We start from the raw sequence: 17,410 nt of genomic DNA, 5'->3' as shown, positions 1-17,410 counted from the left end.
TCCGCCAGATGGGGCGTTAATGTTAAATCGTATTCGCATCTCGACAACACTTTTTTTGATTTTGATCGTGTGTGGCATTTTACAGGTTGGCAGTAACGGGTTGTCTTTCTGGGCATTTAAAGAGAGCACTTCACACTTACAAGAAGTAGAAAACAGTAATCACCAGCGCAGCGCATTAATGCAGATGCGGGCCACGCTGCTTCAGGCCAGCACCGCGTTGAACAAAGCCGGGACGTTAACGGCGCTGAGTTATCCGCCGGATGACATCAAGGCGCTGATGACCCAGGCGAAAGCCAGCCTCAAGCAGTCGGCAGAGGTAGAAAAAGAGTTTCTTGGCCTGAAGGTGATGACACCGGAAGGCAAAAAATTACAGGAAATCACGCAGGCCAGTTACACCGCCTGGCGCGGTGACCTGGAGCACCAGGCGACCTGGCTTGAAAACAACCAGCTGTCGGACTTTATGACCGCGCCGGTGCAGGAGTCGCAGGATAAGTTTGATGCCAGTTTCAGTGCGTGGGAGAAACACATTAACCACTTTACTGAACAGGCGAGAGCGGATGGTGAAAGTAATTATCATCGCTCGGCGGTGATTTTTGTCGTGGTGGTTATTCTTGCCGCGTTATTGACCAGCGCCGCGTTGTTCTGGTCGCGCAAGATGATTGTCCAGCCGCTGGCGGTGGTTAGCAGCCACTTTGACAGCATCGCTGAAGGCAATCTGGCACGACCGATTGCCGTTGAGGGGCGTAACGAGATCTCGGCGATTTTTACCAGCCTGAAAAAGATGCAAACTGCGTTACGTACCACGGTGAGCGATGTCCGTCAGGGCAGCTACGCGATGCATACCGGTATCTCGGAAATCGCGGCGGGCAACAATGATTTATCGTCGCGAACGGAGCAGCAGGCGGCGTCGCTGGCGCAAACCGCGTCCAGCATGGAGCAGTTAACGTCGACGGTAAGCCAGAACGCCGATAACGCACGTCAGGCTTCCGTACTTGCGCAGAGCGCGGCGGAAACGGCGAGAAAAGGTGGGCAGCAGACATCGAGCGTGGCAAGTACCATGCAGCAGATTGCCGGCAGCTCGCAGAAAATTGGCGACATCATCAGTGTGATTGATGGCATCGCGTTTCAGACCAATATTCTGGCGCTGAACGCCGCTGTGGAAGCGGCCCGCGCCGGTGAACAAGGGCGGGGGTTCGCGGTGGTCGCCGGTGAGGTGCGTAACCTGGCAAGCCGCAGCGCGCAGGCGGCAAAAGAGATTAAAGGCCTGATTGAAGAGTCGGTTTCCCGCGTTCAGCAGGGATCCACCCTGGTGGATACCGCCGCGCAGACGATGACGGAAATCGTCCGTTCTGTCACTCAGGTCAACGACATCATGGGCGAGATCGCCTCCGCGTCCGATGAACAACGGCGCGGGATAGAGCAGGTGGCTCAGGCAGTAACACAGATGGATCAGGTGACACAACAGAACGCTGCGCTGGTTGAAGAGGCAGCTTCCGCCACCGACCAACTGGCTAACCAGGCAGATAACCTTACCGCGCTGGTGGCCGTATTTAAGATTGAAGAGCATGTCGCAATACCCGAAGTGGCACCGCCTAAGGCAGTGCCCGTTGCATCCTGAACCTAGTTGAGAAGGCGCTATGACATCATCCATGCCTAACGGGCAAACGTCATCAATATTGCAACAGATGACACAGCGCCTGGCGCTGTCCGACGCGCACTTCCGTCGGATATGTCAATTGATCTACCAGCGTGCGGGGATTGTCCTCGCGGATCATAAACGCGACATGGTTTACAACCGCCTTGTCCGCCGTTTACGCACGCTTGGGCTAGATGATTTTGGCCGCTATCTGAGCATGCTGGAAGCGAACCAGAACAGCGCCGAGTGGCAAGCGTTTATTAACTCGCTGACCACCAATCTCACCGCGTTTTTCCGGGAGGCTCATCACTTCCCGGTTCTCGCGGACCATGCGCGCAAACGCACGGGGGAATACCGGGTCTGGAGCGCGGCGGCGTCGACAGGCGAAGAGCCGTACTCGCTTGCCATTACCCTCGCTGATGCGCTGGGTATGGCACCGGGTCGCTGGAAAGTTTTCGCCAGCGATATTGATACAGAAGTGCTGGAAAAAGCGCGTAGCGGCATCTACCGCCAGGACGAGTTGAAAACCCTCTCGCCCCAGCAGATGCAACGCTACTTTATGCGCGGCACAGGCCCGCATGCCGGGCTGGTGCGCGTACGGCAGGAACTGGCGAACTACGTCGATTTCACCACCGTCAATCTGCTGGATAAGCAGTACAACGTTCCGGGGCCTTTCGACGCAATTTTTTGCCGTAACGTAATGATTTATTTTGATAAAACGACGCAACAGGACATTCTGCATCGTTTCGCTCCGCTGCTTAAGCCGGACGGATTATTGTTTGCCGGGCATTCGGAGAACTTCAGCAACCTCGTGCGTGAGTTTACCCTTCGTGGGCAAACAGTTTATGCGCTGAGTAAGGATAAAGCATGAGTAAAATCAGGGTGTTGTCCGTCGATGATTCCGCATTGATGCGCCAGATCATGACAGAAATTATCAATAGCCACAGCGATATGGAAATGGTGGCGACGGCGCCAGACCCATTGGTTGCCCGGGATTTAATTAAAAAATTCAACCCGGACGTGTTAACGCTGGATGTGGAAATGCCGCGCATGGACGGGCTGGATTTCCTTGAAAAATTAATGCGTTTGCGTCCAATGCCGGTGGTAATGGTCTCTTCACTGACCGGAAAAGGCTCGGAAGTGACGCTGCGGGCGCTGGAACTGGGGGCAATTGATTTTGTCACCAAACCGCAGATTGGCATTCGCGAAGGCATGCTGGCTTACAGCGAGATGATTGCCGACAAGGTACGCACCGCGTCACGCGCGCGTATCGCGGCGCATAAACCGATGGAAGCGCCGACCATGCTGAAAGCCGGGCCGTTACTCAGCTCGGAAAAACTGCTGGTAATTGGCGCGTCAACCGGAGGAACAGAGGCAATTAGGCATGTACTCCAGCCATTGCCGCTCTCAAGTCCGGGTATTCTTATCACTCAGCATATGCCACCGGGCTTTACCCGCTCATTTGCTGAGCGTTTGAATAAGCTCTGTCAGATCAGCGTCAAAGAAGCGGAAGATGGTGAGCGCGTATTACCCGGACACGCGTATATTGCACCTGGCGATCGGCATATGGAGCTGGCGCGTAGCGGGGCGAACTATCAAATTAAGATCCATGACGGCCCGCCGGTTAACCGGCACCGACCGTCGGTGGACGTGCTGTTTAATTCGGTGGCGAAACACGCGGGGCGTAACGCCGTGGGAGTGATTCTCACGGGGATGGGCAACGATGGCGCGGCCGGAATGTTAGCAATGCACCAGGCGGGCGCCTGGACGATTGCGCAAAATGAAGCAAGTTGTGTGGTGTTCGGCATGCCGCGTGAGGCCATCAATATGGGTGGCGTCAGCGAAGTGGTCGATCTTAGCCAGGTAAGCCAGCAGATGCTGGCGAAAATCAGTGCCGGACAGGCGATACGTATTTGAACCAGGAGTAATTTTTTATGGCGGATAAAGAGCTTAAGTTTTTGGTCGTGGATGACTTTTCCACCATGCGTCGAATTGTACGTAACCTGCTAAAAGAGCTGGGATTTAACAACGTTGAAGAAGCAGAAGACGGTGTTGATGCGTTAAACAAATTGCAGACGGGTGGCTTCGGTTTTGTTATCTCTGACTGGAACATGCCAAACATGGACGGTCTGGAACTGCTGAAAACGATTCGTGCCGACAGCAATATGGCTTCCATGCCGGTGCTGATGGTTACAGCAGAAGCGAAAAAAGAGAACATCATCGCGGCGGCGCAGGCCGGCGCGAGCGGCTACGTGGTGAAACCGTTTACCGCTGCAACCCTGGAAGAGAAACTCGGTAAGATCTTCGAGAAACTTGGCATGTGAGGACTGGCTAATGATTCAACCTTCAATTAAACCAGCGGACGAACATTCACCCAGCGACATCATTGCCCGGATTGGCAGCCTGACGCGTATGTTGCGTGATAGCCTGCGCGAATTAGGTCTCGACCAGGCGATTGCCGAAGCTGCGGAAGCGATTCCGGACGCGCGTGACCGTCTGGATTATGTTGTGCAGATGACCGCGCAAGCGGCAGAACGCGCGCTTAACAGCGTTGAAGCCTCTCAGCCGCACCAGGATGAGATGGAAAAAGGCTCGAAAGCGCTCAGCAAACGTTGGGACGAGTGGTTTGAAAACCCGATCGAACTGGCGGATGCGCGTGAACTGGTGACCGATACGCGCAAATTCCTTGGCGAAATTCCGGGGCACACCAGCTTCACCAACGCCCAGTTGCTGGACATCATGATGGCGCAGGATTTCCAGGACCTCACCGGTCAGGTTATCAAACGCATGATGGATGTTATCCAGGAGATCGAACGTCAGCTGTTGATGGTGCTGCTGGAGAACATCCCGGAACAGTCCGCACGGCCGAAGCGTGAAAACGACAGCCTGCTCAATGGTCCACAACTCGACGCGACCAAAGCGGGCGTGGTGGCAAGCCAGGATCAGGTCGACGACTTGCTCGACAGTCTGGGCTTCTGATGTCTCAGTACACGCGCTTTCAGCCAGCCTGAAGGCGCGTGTCTGACAAGGAAAAGGGAAGGGGAAACCCTCCCTTTTTTTATTGCAGGAAAATATCCCCCATTGAGAAGGTGTTCGCCAGCGCATGCAACACCATCGGGACAATCAAGCCGCCCGTACCGAGCCTGACCACACATAACACCGCAGAAAAAATAAAGAGCTGAATAAAGGTGATGGGCGCGTGATATTGCATATGGATGACGGCGAACAGCAGTGAGGTCAGCACAATCCCCACTTGCTGCGGCGCTTTTCCCCATCCCAGGCTGGCATTGAGTAAAAAGCCGCGGAAGATAATCTCTTCACTTACGGGTGCCACCAGGCACGCCGTTAAAATCCACGCCCAGCGGGTCAACCCGGTGTAATCACGCAGCGAATCAAGCCAGGGTTCGGGCTGCTGAAACAATTTCTCCATCACCAGCATCACCGCCAGCGCCAGCAGTGGCACCGTTAGGTTACGCAGTGCCAGTGTGCCAACGGGTAATAGCCCCTCAAAATGGCGCGCGTAATAGCGCCAGAGTAGCAGTGAACAAGGCAATAACAGCGCGGTGCAGAGAAACGGCACGGCAAGGCCATTTCGATAAAGCGTCATAAAACCGGGGATGAAAAAAGCCAGATAAAAGAGGCTGTAATAGCTAACAAACGCCGCGATGCAAATTGCCGTATGCGAAATTCTGTCCAGATGTCGTGGCATAAAAAAACGTCCGTGCCGATAAATACGCGAAGCTGACCATTATAAAGGAGAGCGCTGGCATTTCTGTTCTGCGGTTAATAATCAGGATATGTCGATAAAAAATGGGCTTTAGGCAGGATTTTACCACTAGTGTTGCCGTTTGGTCTGCGTTTCAGCCGGCGGGGTTGAACATCAGGCGACACCTCAAATGGCGAAAACCCTCTGTTTTTATGCCTTACTCTGCCCATTGGACAGGCTTGACTCTGGCAATATGTCATCAAACCTGTAACCCGTGGATGTGTTGGCCGTGGCCTCTGAAGACAACGACGACAAAACAGAAGCCCCCACAGCGCACCGACTAGAGAAGGCGCGCGAAGAAGGGCAAGTCCCCCGATCCAAAGAACTGACATCGCTACTGATCATGTTGGTCGGTATCGGCATTCTGTGGTTTGGCGGTGAAGCGTTTGGTCGCAGGTTATCGATGGCGCTTTCATCCGGGCTGCGTTTTGACCACAAGATTATCAGTGACCAGAACCTGATCCTCGGGCAGATCATCGTGATGTTAAAAAACGTGCTGCTCGGTATGTTGCCGCTGCTGACGGGCGTGGTGATCATCGCGCTGGTCGCGCCGGTGATGCTGGGCGGGCTGGTGTTCAGCACCAAATCGCTGGAGTTTAAGTTTTCCAAGCTCAACCCGCTCAGCGGGTTGGGGCGTTTGTTCTCCGCGCAAGTGGGTGCGGAGCTGGTGAAAGCGTTGATGAAAGCGCTGCTGATGGGCAGCGTCGCGGGCTTTTTTTTATGGCACCACTGGCCGGATATGATGCGCCTGATGAGCGAATCGCCGCTGACCGCTATGGCGAGCGCCCTCAATCTGGCCGGGCTGTGCGCGATGCTGGTGGCGCTGAGCATTATCCCGATGGTGGGGTTTGACGTTTTCTGGCAGATCTACAGCCATCTGAAAAAACTGCGCATGTCCCGCCAGGACATCCGTGACGAATTTAAACAGAGCGAAGGCGACCCGCACATTAAAGGCCGCATCCGTCAGATGCAGCGTGCAGCGGCGCGCCGTCGCATGATGGCCGATGTGCCAAAAGCAGATGTCATTGTCACCAACCCGACGCACTACTCCGTCGCACTGCAATACGACGAGAATAAGATGAGTGCGCCGAAAGTGGTGGCCAAAGGCGCGGGAATGATTGCGCTGCGTATTCGTGAGCTGGGGACGGAGAACCGTGTGCCGATCCTCGAAGCGCCACCGCTGGCGCGTGCGCTCTATCGCCATTCTGAAATTGGTCAGCAAATCCCGGGCCAGCTGTATGCGGCAGTTGCCGAAGTGCTGGCGTGGGTATGGCAGTTGAAACGCTGGCGTCTGTCCGGCGGGCAACGACCTGTTAAACCTGAGAATCTCCCGGTGCCTGAGGCGCTGGACTTTTTGAACGAGAAGGACACTGATGGCTAATCTGGTAGCAATGCTGCGTCTACCCAGCAATCTGAAATCGACCCAATGGCAGGTTCTCGCCGGGCCGGTGCTCATTTTGCTTATTTTGTCGATGATGGTGCTGCCGCTACCGGCGTTTATCCTCGACCTGTTGTTTACCTTTAACATCGCACTTTCCATCATGGTGCTGTTGGTGGCAATGTTCACCCAGCGCACGCTGGAATTCGCCGCATTCCCGACCATTCTGCTGTTTACCACCTTGTTGCGCCTGGCACTGAACGTCGCTTCGACGCGTATTATCCTGATGGAAGGGCATACGGGATCGGCGGCGGCAGGGCGGGTGGTTGAAGCCTTCGGTCACTTCCTCGTTGGCGGTAACTTCGCCATCGGTATCGTGGTGTTCGTCATCCTCGTTATCATCAACTTTATGGTTATCACCAAAGGTGCGGGGCGTATCGCCGAAGTGGGCGCGCGTTTCGTACTCGATGGGATGCCCGGTAAACAGATGGCGATTGACGCCGATCTCAACGCCGGGATTATCGGTGAAGATGAAGCGAAACGCCGCCGTTCTGAAGTGACGCAAGAAGCGGACTTCTACGGTTCGATGGACGGTGCGAGTAAGTTCGTTCGCGGCGACGCCATCGCCGGTATTCTGATCATGGTTATTAACGTCATCGGCGGTTTGCTGGTGGGCGTTTTGCAACATGGTCTGTCGATGGGCGATGCGGCCTCAAGTTACACCTTGCTGACCATCGGTGACGGTCTGGTTGCGCAGATCCCGGCGCTGGTTATCTCTACCGCGGCGGGTGTTATCGTCACCCGCGTCAGCACCGATCAGGATGTTGGTCAGCAGATGGTTGGCCAGTTGTTCAGCAATCCGCGCGTGATGATGCTCAGCGCCGGCGTACTCGGCCTGCTGGGGCTGGTGCCGGGGATGCCGAACTTTGTGTTCCTGCTGTTTACCGCCGCGCTGCTCGGTCTTGCCTGGTGGCTGCGTGGTAAAGACCAGGCCGCGCCTGCTGAAGCCGCGCCGATGAAGCTGCCGGAAAACACCCAGGCGGTGGAAGCCACCTGGAACGATGTGCAGCTTGAAGATTCCCTCGGTATGGAAGTGGGCTATCGCCTGATCCCAATGGTGGACTTCCAGCAGGATGGCGAACTGTTAGGCCGTATCCGCAGTATTCGTAAGAAATTCGCGCAGGATATGGGCTTCCTGCCGCCTGTTGTCCACATCCGCGACAATATGGATCTGCCACCAGCCCGTTACCGCATCCTGATGAAAGGGGTGGAAATTGGTAGCGGCGAGGCTTACCCGGGGCGCTGGCTGGCGATTAACCCAGGCACGGCGGCGGGCACGCTGCCGGGTGAGCAAACCGTGGACCCGGCTTTTGGCCTGGCCGCTATCTGGATTGAGAGCGCGTTGAAAGAACAGGCGCAGATCCAGGGCTACACCGTTGTGGAAGCCAGTACCGTAGTGGCAACACACCTTAACCACCTGATTGGTCAATTCTCGGCGGAGCTGTTTGGTCGCCAGGAAGCGCAGCAACTGCTTGACCGGGTGAGCCAGGAGATGCCGAAGCTGACCGAAGATTTGGTGCCGGGCGTCGTCACGCTGACCACGCTGCACAAAGTGCTGCAAAACCTGCTGGCCGAAAAAGTGCCAATCCGCGATATGCGCACCATTCTGGAAACGCTGGCCGAGCATGCGCCGCTGCAAACCGATCCGCACGAACTCACGGCGGTGGTGCGCGTGGCATTGGGCCGCGCCATTACCCAGCAGTGGTTCCCGGGTAATGATGAAGTGCAGGTGATTGGTCTTGATACGCCGCTTGAACGTTTGCTGTTGCAGGCATTGCAGGGCGGTGGCGGTCTGGAGCCGGGTCTTGCCGATCGCTTACTGGAACAAACTCAGGAAGCGTTAACGCGGCAGGAAATGTTGGGTGCGCCGCCGGTGTTGCTGGTGAACCATGCGCTGCGTCCACTGCTGGCGCGCTTCCTGCGCCGCAGCCTGCCGCAACTGGTGGTGTTGTCGAACATGGAAATGTCGGATAACCGCAGCATCCGTATGACTGCGACTATCGGAGGCAAATAATGCGTTATCTTGCCTGGTTGGTGGCTTTGCCGCTGTTTGCCCACGCGGCCGGAAACGGCATTGGCGAAGGCATGTGGCAGGCCAGCAGTATCGGTATCCGGCTGGATAACCGCGGCGTGGTCTCTTCATCACGACCGCTGGGCCCGTCGCAGCCGGTAAACGGGCTGATGACGGATGTCTCGTGGCGCTATGAATTAAATGGTCCGACGCCTGCCGGGTTAGTGGTTCGGCTCTGTTCTCAGGCGCGTTGTGTCGAGCTGGATGGGCAGAGTGGCACCACGCGCGGCTTTACCGATGTTCCGGCACTCGAATCGCTGCGTTTTGTCTGGGAAGTGCCCGGCGGTGGACGGTTATGGCCGCCGCTGGACGTTCGTAGTAACAAAGTGCTGGTCAATTACCGTCAACCCACTCAGCAAAACTAACCGCTTCGCTTCAATGAGTTAGCTTGTTTTTTGCCCGAAAATCTCGCCGCACTGGCGGGATTTTGCTATCCGCCCCGCATTTTTGACCGCTCCTTTTGATGCAACAGAAACGCTGTTTTATAAATCAGTGAAGCGCGTATCGGCACTCTTTGCAATTTTGCCAGCCACGTAATTTTGATGGCAGAAACAGAAAGGTTTCCCGTTGCACATCCTCTTACTTTAGCCGTGTAAGAAATTCCTTTGGCTAAGCCGGATCGTCAAAGGTCCCCCAAAATAAACAGGGTTGACGGCAATGAAAACACGAAAAATTGGATTGGCTAATTATCTCGCCTATGGCTCGGGCGATTTTCTGGGTGCGGGCACAACCGCGTTAACCGCAGCATGGTTACTCTATTTCTATACGACCTTTTGCGGCCTGACGCCGATTGAAGCGACATTTATCTTCGCGACAGCAAGGGTGCTGGATGCGGTGGTCAGTCCGCTGATGGGCTTTTTAACCGATAATTTCGGTTCGACCTGGCTTGGTAAACGCTTCGGTCGACGTAAGTTCTTTATTTTGTTAGGTATCCCTTGCGTGTTCAGCTACTCAATAATGTGGGTAGGGGACATGAGTTTCTGGTATTACCTGCTGACGTATCTGCTGTTCGATGTGGTCTACACCATGATTCTGGTGCCGTACGAAACGCTGGTGCCGGAAATGACTGACGACTTTAAACAGAAAACCAAATTCTCCGGCGCGCGTATCTCCATGGCACAGATGTCGGCGATTCTGGCCTCGTTCCTGCCGGGCGTCCTGCTGTCACACTTTGGTAAAGACAACCCGGTCTCCTTTTTCTACGCAAGTCTGGTGTTCTCGGTGCTCTGTGCGCTGATGCTGACGTTTGTCTGGTGCTTTACCTGGGAACGACCGCGCGAAGAGTGGACCGAAGCGGCGCTGCGCGCGGAAGAAGAGAAAAAGAGCCTCACGCTTGGGCAAAGTTTGCGCCGCCTGTTTGTTGAACTCAGCTCCACGCTGCGTATCAAGATTTTCCGCCAGCACCTGGGGATGTACCTCGGCGGTTATATCGCGCAGGACGTATTTAACGCGGTGTTCACCTATTACGTGGTGTTCGTGCTGATGCAGGAAGCATCGCTGGCCTCCAACTTGCTGGGCACGATGGCGATTTTCCAGTTCATCGCGGTGATTGCCATGATACCGCTGTGCATCCGCTTCGGACCTGCGCCGTCATACCGCATGGTGGTGGTGCTGTTCGGTCTGAGCGCCGCCTCTTATGCCGTGCTCTACTACGCCGGTTTAAGCGATGTTTATTCGCTGCTGTTGCTGGTGTCCGCCGTTGCCGGTCTGGGACGCGGTGGTATCAACTACGTACCGTGGAACACCTACACCTACATTGCGGATATTGACGAAGTGGTCACCGGCCAGCGCCGTGAAGGGATCTTCGCCGGGATCATGACGCTGACCCGTAAAGCCTCGCAGGCCGGTGCGGTGATGCTGGTGGGGATTGTGATGCAGGCGTCTGGCTTTGTCTCCGGGCAGAAAACCCAGGTGCCAGAAGTGAGCCACACCATTTTGATGATCATGTGCTTTGGCACCATTGCGGTACTGTGCTGCGGCTTCCTCGTCTCCTTACGCTTCAAGCTGAACCTGAAAACCCACAGCGTGCTGCGTGAAGAAACGGCCAAAATGCGCCAGAGCGGCCGCGCGATGCCAGAAAGTATCACTCCGCAAGCGCGCGAAACCGTCGAAATGCTGGCGGGCATGCCTTACGAATCCTTGTGGGGCAACAACAACATTGGCTATCTGAATCGCAATAAACCTGCCGCGCCATCGCTGAAAGACGCGTCACTGAAATCGACTTATAACTGAGGTTAAGAATATGAAGGTTTGGCCTGTCAAACACAGCCCGTTACTGCGTCAGCCAGAGCGTTTTATCGCCCGTGATGAACTGAAAGCGTTGATCCGCAAGGTGACGCATAACCTGGTCAATATTCACGACAACACCGGTGAGTTTTTACTCCGTCTCGACGATGGGCGCGTGATTGATACCAAAGGCTGGGCTGGCTGGGAGTGGACGCACGGCGTGGGTCTGTACGGGATGTATCAGTATTACCGTCAGACCGGCGAAGAGGGTGTGCGCGAGGTGATTGATAACTGGTTCGCCGACCGTTTTGCAGAAGGCGCAACCACTAAAAACGTCAACACCATGGCGCCGTTCCTGACGCTGGCGTACCGCTATGAAGAGACCGGTAACCCGACTTATCTCCCGTGGCTGGAAAGTTGGGCCGAATGGGCGATGAACGAGATGCCGCGCACCGACTGCGGCGGGATGCAGCACATTACGCTGGCGGAGGAGAACCACCAGCAGATGTGGGACGACACGCTGATGATGACCGTGCTGCCGCTGGCGAAAATCGGCAAATTGCTCAACCGGCCAGACTATGTGGAAGAGGCGGTGTATCAGTTTCTGTTGCATGTGCAGAACCTGATGGATAGGGAAACCGGGCTGTGGTTCCACGGCTGGAATTACGACGGTCACCACAATTTTGCCAACGCCCGCTGGGCGCGCGGGAATAGCTGGCTGACCATCGTTATCCCGGATTTCCTTGAGCTTGTCGAACTGCCGGAAAACAATGCGGTGCGCCGTTATCTGGTTCAGGTGCTGAATGCGCAAATCGCCGCGCTGGCGAAGTGCCAGCATGAAAGTGGGTTGTGGCATACGCTGCTCGACGATCCAGATTCTTATCTGGAAGCCTCGGCAACCGCCGGATTTGCCTATGGCATTCTGAAAGCGCTGCGTAAGCGTTATATCAGCACCGATTACACGGAGGTGGCGGAAAAAGCGGTGAAAGCGATTGTGGGAAATATATCGCCGGAAGGAGAGTTGTTACAGGTGTCGTTCGGCACCGGGATGGGCAGTAATCTGGCGTTTTATCGCCAGATCCCGCTGACCTCAATGCCATACGGCCAGGCGATGGCGATGCTCTGTTTGACGGAGTATCTGCGCAAATATTTCTGAAAGGCAATACATGAAAAACCCCGGCTGGCCGGGGTTTTTTATGGCTAAAAACGGAAGGGATTACATACGCTCTACAGTTTCGATACCCAGCGTATCAAGACCGAGTTTCAGCGTTTTTGCCGTCAGCAGAGCCAGTTTCAGGCGGCTTAAACGGGTTTCGTCGTTTTCCGCGCTGAGGATCGGGCAGTGCTCGTAGAAGCCGGAGAACAGACCCGCCAGATCGTACAGATAGGCGCACATCACATGCGGCGTACCTTCACGGGCAACGACGGACAGGGTTTCTTCGAACTGCAACAGACGCGCTGCCAGCTGGGATTCACGCTCTTCGCCAATCACCACCGGTGCGTTTTCCAGTACGCTCTCTTCAATACCCGCTTTACGGAATACGGAGAGCACGCGGGTGTAAGCGTACTGCATGTACGGTGCGGTGTTGCCTTCAAAGGCCAGCATGTTGTCCCAGTCGAAAACGTAATCGGTGGTGCGGTTTTTCGACAGATCCGCATATTTCACCGCGCCGATACCGACTGCGTTGGCCAGTTTTTCCAGCTCGTCGGCAGGCATATCCGGGTTCTTTTCTGCCACCAGACGGCGCGCGCGTTCCAGCGCTTCATCCAGCAGATCGGAAAGTTTCACCGTACCGCCCGCGCGGGTTTTGAACGGCTTGCCGTCTTTGCCGAGCATCATGCCGAACATGTGGTGTTCCAGCGGCACGGAATCCGGCACATAACCGGCTTTACGCACGATGGTCCAGGCCTGCATCAGGTGCTGATGCTGACGGGAATCGATGTAGTAGAGCACGCGATCGGCATGCAGCGTTTCATAACGGTATTTCGCGCAGGCGATGTCCGTGGTGGTGTACAGATAGCCGCCATCCTTTTTCTGGATGATGACGCCCATCGGTTCGCCTTCTTTGTTTTTGTACTCATCCAGGAATACCACGGTCGCGCCTTCGCTCTCGACCGCCAGACCTTTGGCTTTCAGATCCGCAACGATGCCCGGTAACATCGGGTTATACAGGCTTTCACCCATTACATCTTTGCGGGTCAGCGTCACGTTCAGGCGTTCGTAGGTTTTCTGGTTCTGACTCATGGTGATATCGACCAGCTTGCGCCACATCTCGCGGCAATATTCATCGCCGCCTTGCAGTTTCACCACGTAAGCGCGTGCGCGTTCAGCGAATGCCGCGTCTTCGTCATAATGTTTTTTGGCTTCACGGTAAAAACCTTCCAGATCCGCCAGCGCCATTTCACCGGCGTTCTCCTGCTGTTGCAGCTCAAGGTAAGCAATCAACATACCGAACTGGGTACCCCAGTCGCCGACGTGGTTGGCGCGAATCACGTTATGGCCGAGGAATTCCAGCGTACGGACTGATGCATCGCCAATGATGGTGGAACGCAGATGGCCGACATGCATCTCTTTCGCCACGTTCGGCGCGGAGTAATCGATAACCACGGTTTGCGGCTGCGGTTTTGTTACGCCCAGGCGATCGGATTTCAGCGCCGCATCTACCTGCGAGGCGAGAAACTCAGGCGCGAGGAAAATATTGATAAAGCCAGGACCGGCGATTTCAACTTTATTGGCAATCCCGTCGAGAGAAAGGTGAGACAGAACCTGCTCGGCCAGTTGTCGCGGTGCCATGCCCAGTTTTTTCGCTACTGCCATCACGCCATTAGCCTGATAGTCGCCAAACTGAATTTTTGCTGACTGACGAACCTGCGCTTCACAATCGACTGGCGCGCCTGCTGCAATCATGGCCTGACTAACTTTTTCTGAGAGAAGAGCCTGAATATTCACCGGGATACCTTACTTTTAGGACACCGCGTCGCTGAGGCGGCGTCCGGGTGTTTAATAAAGGCGGGAGTATACTGCAAATGCCCGGTGGCGTCAGCACTGCATAACACGGTAGATTATGCGCTTTGTTATGACTTGCGAGCACTGTTATGCGTACCTGGCAAACTGTCGAAGAGTTGCAGGATATCGTGGAAGATTTGCCACGGTTTACCCAAGATTTGCAAAATTTAGCTACCCGTCTGGGGTTGGATATCGCACCCTTAAATGCCGATCACATCTCGTTGCGCTGCCACCAGAACACCACGGCGGAGCGCTGGCGGCGTGGTTTTGAACACTGTGGCGAACTGCTGTCGGAAAACATCATTAATGGTCGGCCGATTTGCCTGTTCAAACTGCGTGAACCCGTGTGTGTCGCCCACTGGCAGTTTACGGTGATTGAGTTGCCGTGGCCGGGTGAAAAGCGCTACCCGCACGAAGGGTGGGAGCATGTAGAAATCGTGCTGCCGGGCGATATCGCCACGCTCAACGCGCGTGCGCTGGCGCTGCTGGCTGATGAGGGCTTAAGCCAGCCGGGTATTTCGGTGAAAACCAGTTCACCAAAAGGCGAGCGCGAACGGCTGCCCAATCCAACGCTGGCGGTGACGGATGGCAAAGTCACCGTGAAATTTCATCCGTGGACCATTGAAGAGATTGTCGCGAGCGAGCAGGGGTGAAAGCGCTTACGAAAGCGAGCCATGCTGAACCGGGGGAGAGGAAATGACCTTACTGGAAATCTGTTGTTATGGCGTCGATGACGCGGTGATTGCTGAGCAACGTGGCGCCGATCGCATTGAATTTTGCGCCGCGCCGAAAGAGGGCGGTTTAACCCCTTCCTTTGGCGCGTTAAAAGCGATTCGACAGGCGGTGACCATTCCCGTACATCCGATCGTGCGCCCGCGCGGTGGGGATTTTTGCTACCGGGCCGATGAGTTTGCCTCCATGCTGAGCGATATTGCGATGCTCCGTGAACTGGGTTTTCCTGGCCTGGTCACCGGTGTGCTGACGGAAGAGGGAGATGTCGATATTGTGCGCATGCGGGAAATTATGCAGGCCGCACAGGGGATGGCGGTAACTTTTCATCGCGCGTTCGATATGTGTGCTAATCCGCTTCAGGTGTTTGATAACTTAGCCGAATTAGGCATTGCGCGTATTCTCACGTCTGGTCAGCAGCCCTCGGCAGTAAAAGGACTTTCATTAATCAGGGAACTAAATGCCAGGTCTGGTGTTCCAATCATTATGGCCGGCGCAGGTGTGCGTCCGGATAACCTCGAAACCTTTCTCCATGCGGGTATTAAAGAGGTGCATAGCTCGGCAGGCCGCTGGACAGCATCGCCGATGCGCTATCGCAATCCAGGATTATCGATGTCGTCAGATGCCAGTGCGGATGAATATGCCCGCTACGGTGTGGATGGCGATGCGGTGGCGGTAATGAAAGAGATTATTTTGCACCATCGCCCGTAACAGTTTTTACCGCGCATCATGTCGCCCAATATGATGCTTGCTTGTACCAGGCCCCTGCCATTAACAGGGGCCTTTTTTTATCTTACGGTTTGCGGGCAATCAACACCGCGCGAACCGGGGCCGGGTAGCCTTCAACGGTTTTACTGTTATCCGCCGGGTTCAGAAAATCGGCCAGTGATTCCGTGACCATCCACGGCGTACGACGTTGCTCCTCGGTACTGGTAACGCTGGTATCCGCAATCCGTACATCAACAAAACCACACTTCTCCAGCCAGTTTTTCAGCGCCAGCGCGGAAGGGATAAAATAGACATTTCGCATTTGCGCATAGCGGTCACCGGGCACCAGCACGGTATTTTCATCGCCTTCCACCACCAGTGTTTCCAGTACCAGCTCGCCATCTTTCACCAGTTGATCTTTCAACTGCCACAGATGTTCAAGCGGTGAACGGCGGTGATAGAGCACGCCCATGGAAAACACGGTATCGAAAGCGTTCAGCGCCGGAAGCTGCTCAATGCCAAGCGGCAAAAGATGCGCGCGACGATCGTCGCCCAACAGCTTACGCACGGCTTCAAACTGGCATAAAAACAACTGCGTTGGGTCGATACCAACGGCAAGCTGCGCACCCGCGCCGACCATGCGCCACAGGTGGTAACCGCTGCCGCAGCCGACATCCAGAATGGTGCGGCCTTTCAGGTCAGAGAGGTGCGGCAGGACGCGCTCCCATTTCCAGTCGGAACGCCATTCGGTGTCGATATCAATGCCATACAGTGAAAATGGCCCTTTGCGCCACGGCATCAGATTACGCAGCAGCGTTTCCATACCTTTAAGCTGCCCGGCGCTGAGCGGTTCGGCGCTTTGCGCGCTGACGCTGTGCAGCAGATCCAGCTTTGCGGGGGTGATGGTCGGCAGAAATTCTACCGCGTTGTTCCACTGCTTAAACTGCCCGTGCAATGCTTCACGCTGCCAGGCGGCGATCTGGGCGGGTAACGTTTCCAGCCAGTGCGCGAGCGTACCGGTGGCTATTTGCTGATAAAAACGGCCAAACTCAATCATGCTGCAACCGCCTTCAGTGCTACCAGCGAACCAAAGTTAAAACACTGGAACCACAGTTCGCTGTGCTCAAACCCGGCAGTGCGCAGGCGGGTTTTATGCGCTTCAACAGAATCCGTCAGCATGACATTCTCCAGCATGCTGCGCTTCTGGCTGATCTCCAGTTCGCTGTAGCCGTTAGCACGTTTAAAATCGTGGTGCATATTGAACAACAGTTCGCCGACGGTGTGGTCTTCAAAACTGAATTTTTCCGATAACACTAACGCGCCGCCAGGGTTCAGCCCCTGGTAAACTTTCTGCAGCAGTTTCAGGCGGTCGTCCGGCTGCAGAAATTGCAAGGTGAAGTTGAGTACCACCATCGAGGCGTTTTCAATCTGAATATCGCGAATATCGCCTTCAATCACTTCAACCGGCGTTGGCGCTTTATAGGCATCGATATGACGACGGCAGCGCTCCACCATGGCGGGTGAATTGTCGACGGCGATAATTTTGCAATCAGCATGGTGAATGTTGCGACGCACTGAGAGCGTGGCCGCGCCCAGTGAGCAGCCGAGATCGTAAACCTGCGTGGCAGGCTGGACAAAGCGCTCCGCCAGCATGCCGATCATCGAGATAATATTGGAGTAACCCGGTACGGAACGCTGGATCATGTCCGGGAAGACTTCGGCTACCCGTTCGTCAAAAGTCCAGTCGCCCAGGCTGGCGATAGGCGCAGAAAAAAGCGTGTCGCGGTGAGACATAGTGTAAATATCCGGGAAAACAAAGGGGCGTATTG

The 17,410-nt window shown here is 55.3% G+C and carries 16 protein-coding genes; 12 read left to right on the top strand and 4 right to left on the bottom strand.

Annotation, left to right across the window (positions count from 1 at the left end; all coding sequences use genetic code 11):
- Positions 1-19: 19 nt before the first annotated feature.
- Genes tap through cheZ form a run of 5 tightly spaced genes read left to right on the top strand, consistent with a single transcriptional unit; the run spans position 20 to position 4,615 of the window.
- A complete protein-coding gene (tap, locus tag DFO56_RS11640; protein ID WP_045511287.1) occupies positions 20-1,618 on the top strand; it encodes a methyl-accepting chemotaxis protein IV in 1,599 nt (532 codons plus the stop codon).
- 19 nt (positions 1,619-1,637) lie between these two features.
- On the top strand, positions 1,638-2,507 hold the full coding sequence (cheR, locus tag DFO56_RS11635; protein WP_017458307.1) for a protein-glutamate O-methyltransferase CheR: 870 nt from the start codon (positions 1,638-1,640) through the stop codon (positions 2,505-2,507).
- Positions 2,504-3,553, top strand: coding sequence for a chemotaxis response regulator protein-glutamate methylesterase (locus DFO56_RS11630; RefSeq protein WP_020454143.1), 1,050 nt, complete (start codon positions 2,504-2,506; stop codon positions 3,551-3,553). The genes cheR and DFO56_RS11630 overlap by 4 nt, the downstream gene beginning before the upstream one ends.
- A 17-nt stretch (positions 3,554-3,570) precedes the next feature.
- On the top strand, positions 3,571-3,960 hold the full coding sequence (gene cheY, locus DFO56_RS11625; RefSeq protein WP_007371559.1) for a chemotaxis response regulator CheY: 390 nt from the start codon (positions 3,571-3,573) through the stop codon (positions 3,958-3,960).
- 10 nt (positions 3,961-3,970) lie between these two features.
- Positions 3,971-4,615 (top strand): protein phosphatase CheZ, encoded by a 645-nt coding sequence (gene cheZ, locus DFO56_RS11620; protein WP_020454142.1) that lies wholly within the window; start codon positions 3,971-3,973, stop codon positions 4,613-4,615.
- Between the two features lie 79 nt (positions 4,616-4,694).
- On the opposite strand, the gene DFO56_RS11615 is transcribed toward cheZ, so the two are convergent.
- Positions 4,695-5,345, bottom strand: a complete 651-nt coding sequence (locus tag DFO56_RS11615; protein WP_020454141.1) for a CPBP family intramembrane glutamic endopeptidase — start codon at positions 5,343-5,345, stop codon at positions 4,695-4,697.
- Positions 5,346-5,631: 286 nt separating this feature from the next.
- Between DFO56_RS11615 and flhB the strand changes: the two genes are divergently transcribed.
- The 5 genes from flhB to DFO56_RS11590 all read left to right on the top strand — a co-directional run bounded on the left by flhB (position 5,632) and on the right by DFO56_RS11590 (position 12,293).
- Positions 5,632-6,783 (top strand): flagellar biosynthesis protein FlhB, encoded by a 1,152-nt coding sequence (gene flhB / locus DFO56_RS11610; RefSeq protein WP_044489677.1) that lies wholly within the window; start codon positions 5,632-5,634, stop codon positions 6,781-6,783.
- Positions 6,776-8,854, top strand: coding sequence for a flagellar biosynthesis protein FlhA (gene flhA / locus DFO56_RS11605; protein ID WP_045511290.1), 2,079 nt, complete (start codon positions 6,776-6,778; stop codon positions 8,852-8,854). Before flhB ends, flhA begins: the two co-directional genes overlap by 8 nt.
- Positions 8,854-9,276 (top strand): flagellar protein FlhE, encoded by a 423-nt coding sequence (locus DFO56_RS11600; protein ID WP_020454138.1) that lies wholly within the window; start codon positions 8,854-8,856, stop codon positions 9,274-9,276. The genes flhA and DFO56_RS11600 overlap by 1 nt, the downstream gene beginning before the upstream one ends.
- Before the next feature lie 292 nt (positions 9,277-9,568).
- A complete protein-coding gene (locus DFO56_RS11595; protein WP_020454137.1) occupies positions 9,569-11,143 on the top strand; it encodes an MFS transporter in 1,575 nt (524 codons plus the stop codon).
- 10 nt (positions 11,144-11,153) lie between these two features.
- Entirely contained in the window at positions 11,154-12,293 is a 1,140-nt protein-coding gene (locus DFO56_RS11590) for a glycoside hydrolase family 105 protein (protein WP_045511292.1), read from the top strand.
- A 60-nt stretch (positions 12,294-12,353) separates the two neighbouring features.
- Here DFO56_RS11590 and argS read toward each other — a convergent pair whose 3' ends face one another.
- The gene (gene argS, locus DFO56_RS11585; protein ID WP_045511294.1) at positions 12,354-14,087 is read right to left on the bottom strand and encodes an arginine--tRNA ligase; all 1,734 of its coding nucleotides are present in this window, start codon (positions 14,085-14,087) and stop codon (positions 12,354-12,356) included.
- Between the two features lie 146 nt (positions 14,088-14,233).
- Here argS and DFO56_RS11580 point away from each other — a divergent pair, with 146 nt between their 5' ends.
- Positions 14,234-14,797 carry a VOC family protein gene (locus DFO56_RS11580; RefSeq protein ID WP_020454134.1) on the top strand — a complete coding sequence of 188 codons (564 nt, stop codon included), beginning with the start codon at positions 14,234-14,236 and terminating at the stop codon, positions 14,795-14,797.
- 43 nt (positions 14,798-14,840) lie between these two features.
- Complete coding sequence (cutC, locus tag DFO56_RS11575) at positions 14,841-15,584, top strand: copper homeostasis protein CutC (RefSeq protein ID WP_045511298.1); 744 nt, start codon at positions 14,841-14,843, stop codon at positions 15,582-15,584.
- Between the two features lie 82 nt (positions 15,585-15,666).
- Here cutC and cmoB read toward each other — a convergent pair whose 3' ends face one another.
- Together cmoB and cmoA are read right to left on the bottom strand one after the other, a co-directional pair.
- A complete protein-coding gene (gene cmoB, locus DFO56_RS11570) occupies positions 15,667-16,638 on the bottom strand; it encodes a tRNA 5-methoxyuridine(34)/uridine 5-oxyacetic acid(34) synthase CmoB (RefSeq protein ID WP_045511301.1) in 972 nt (323 codons plus the stop codon).
- Positions 16,635-17,375, bottom strand: coding sequence for a carboxy-S-adenosyl-L-methionine synthase CmoA (gene cmoA, locus DFO56_RS11565; RefSeq protein WP_045511305.1), 741 nt, complete (start codon positions 17,373-17,375; stop codon positions 16,635-16,637). The genes cmoB and cmoA overlap by 4 nt, the downstream gene beginning before the upstream one ends.
- Positions 17,376-17,410 lie beyond the last annotated feature (35 nt).

Source organism: Kosakonia sp. AG348 (assembly GCF_003337365.1).
GTDB lineage: Bacteria > Pseudomonadota > Gammaproteobacteria > Enterobacterales > Enterobacteriaceae > Kosakonia.
This window is presented reverse-complemented; position numbering and strand designations above follow the sequence as displayed.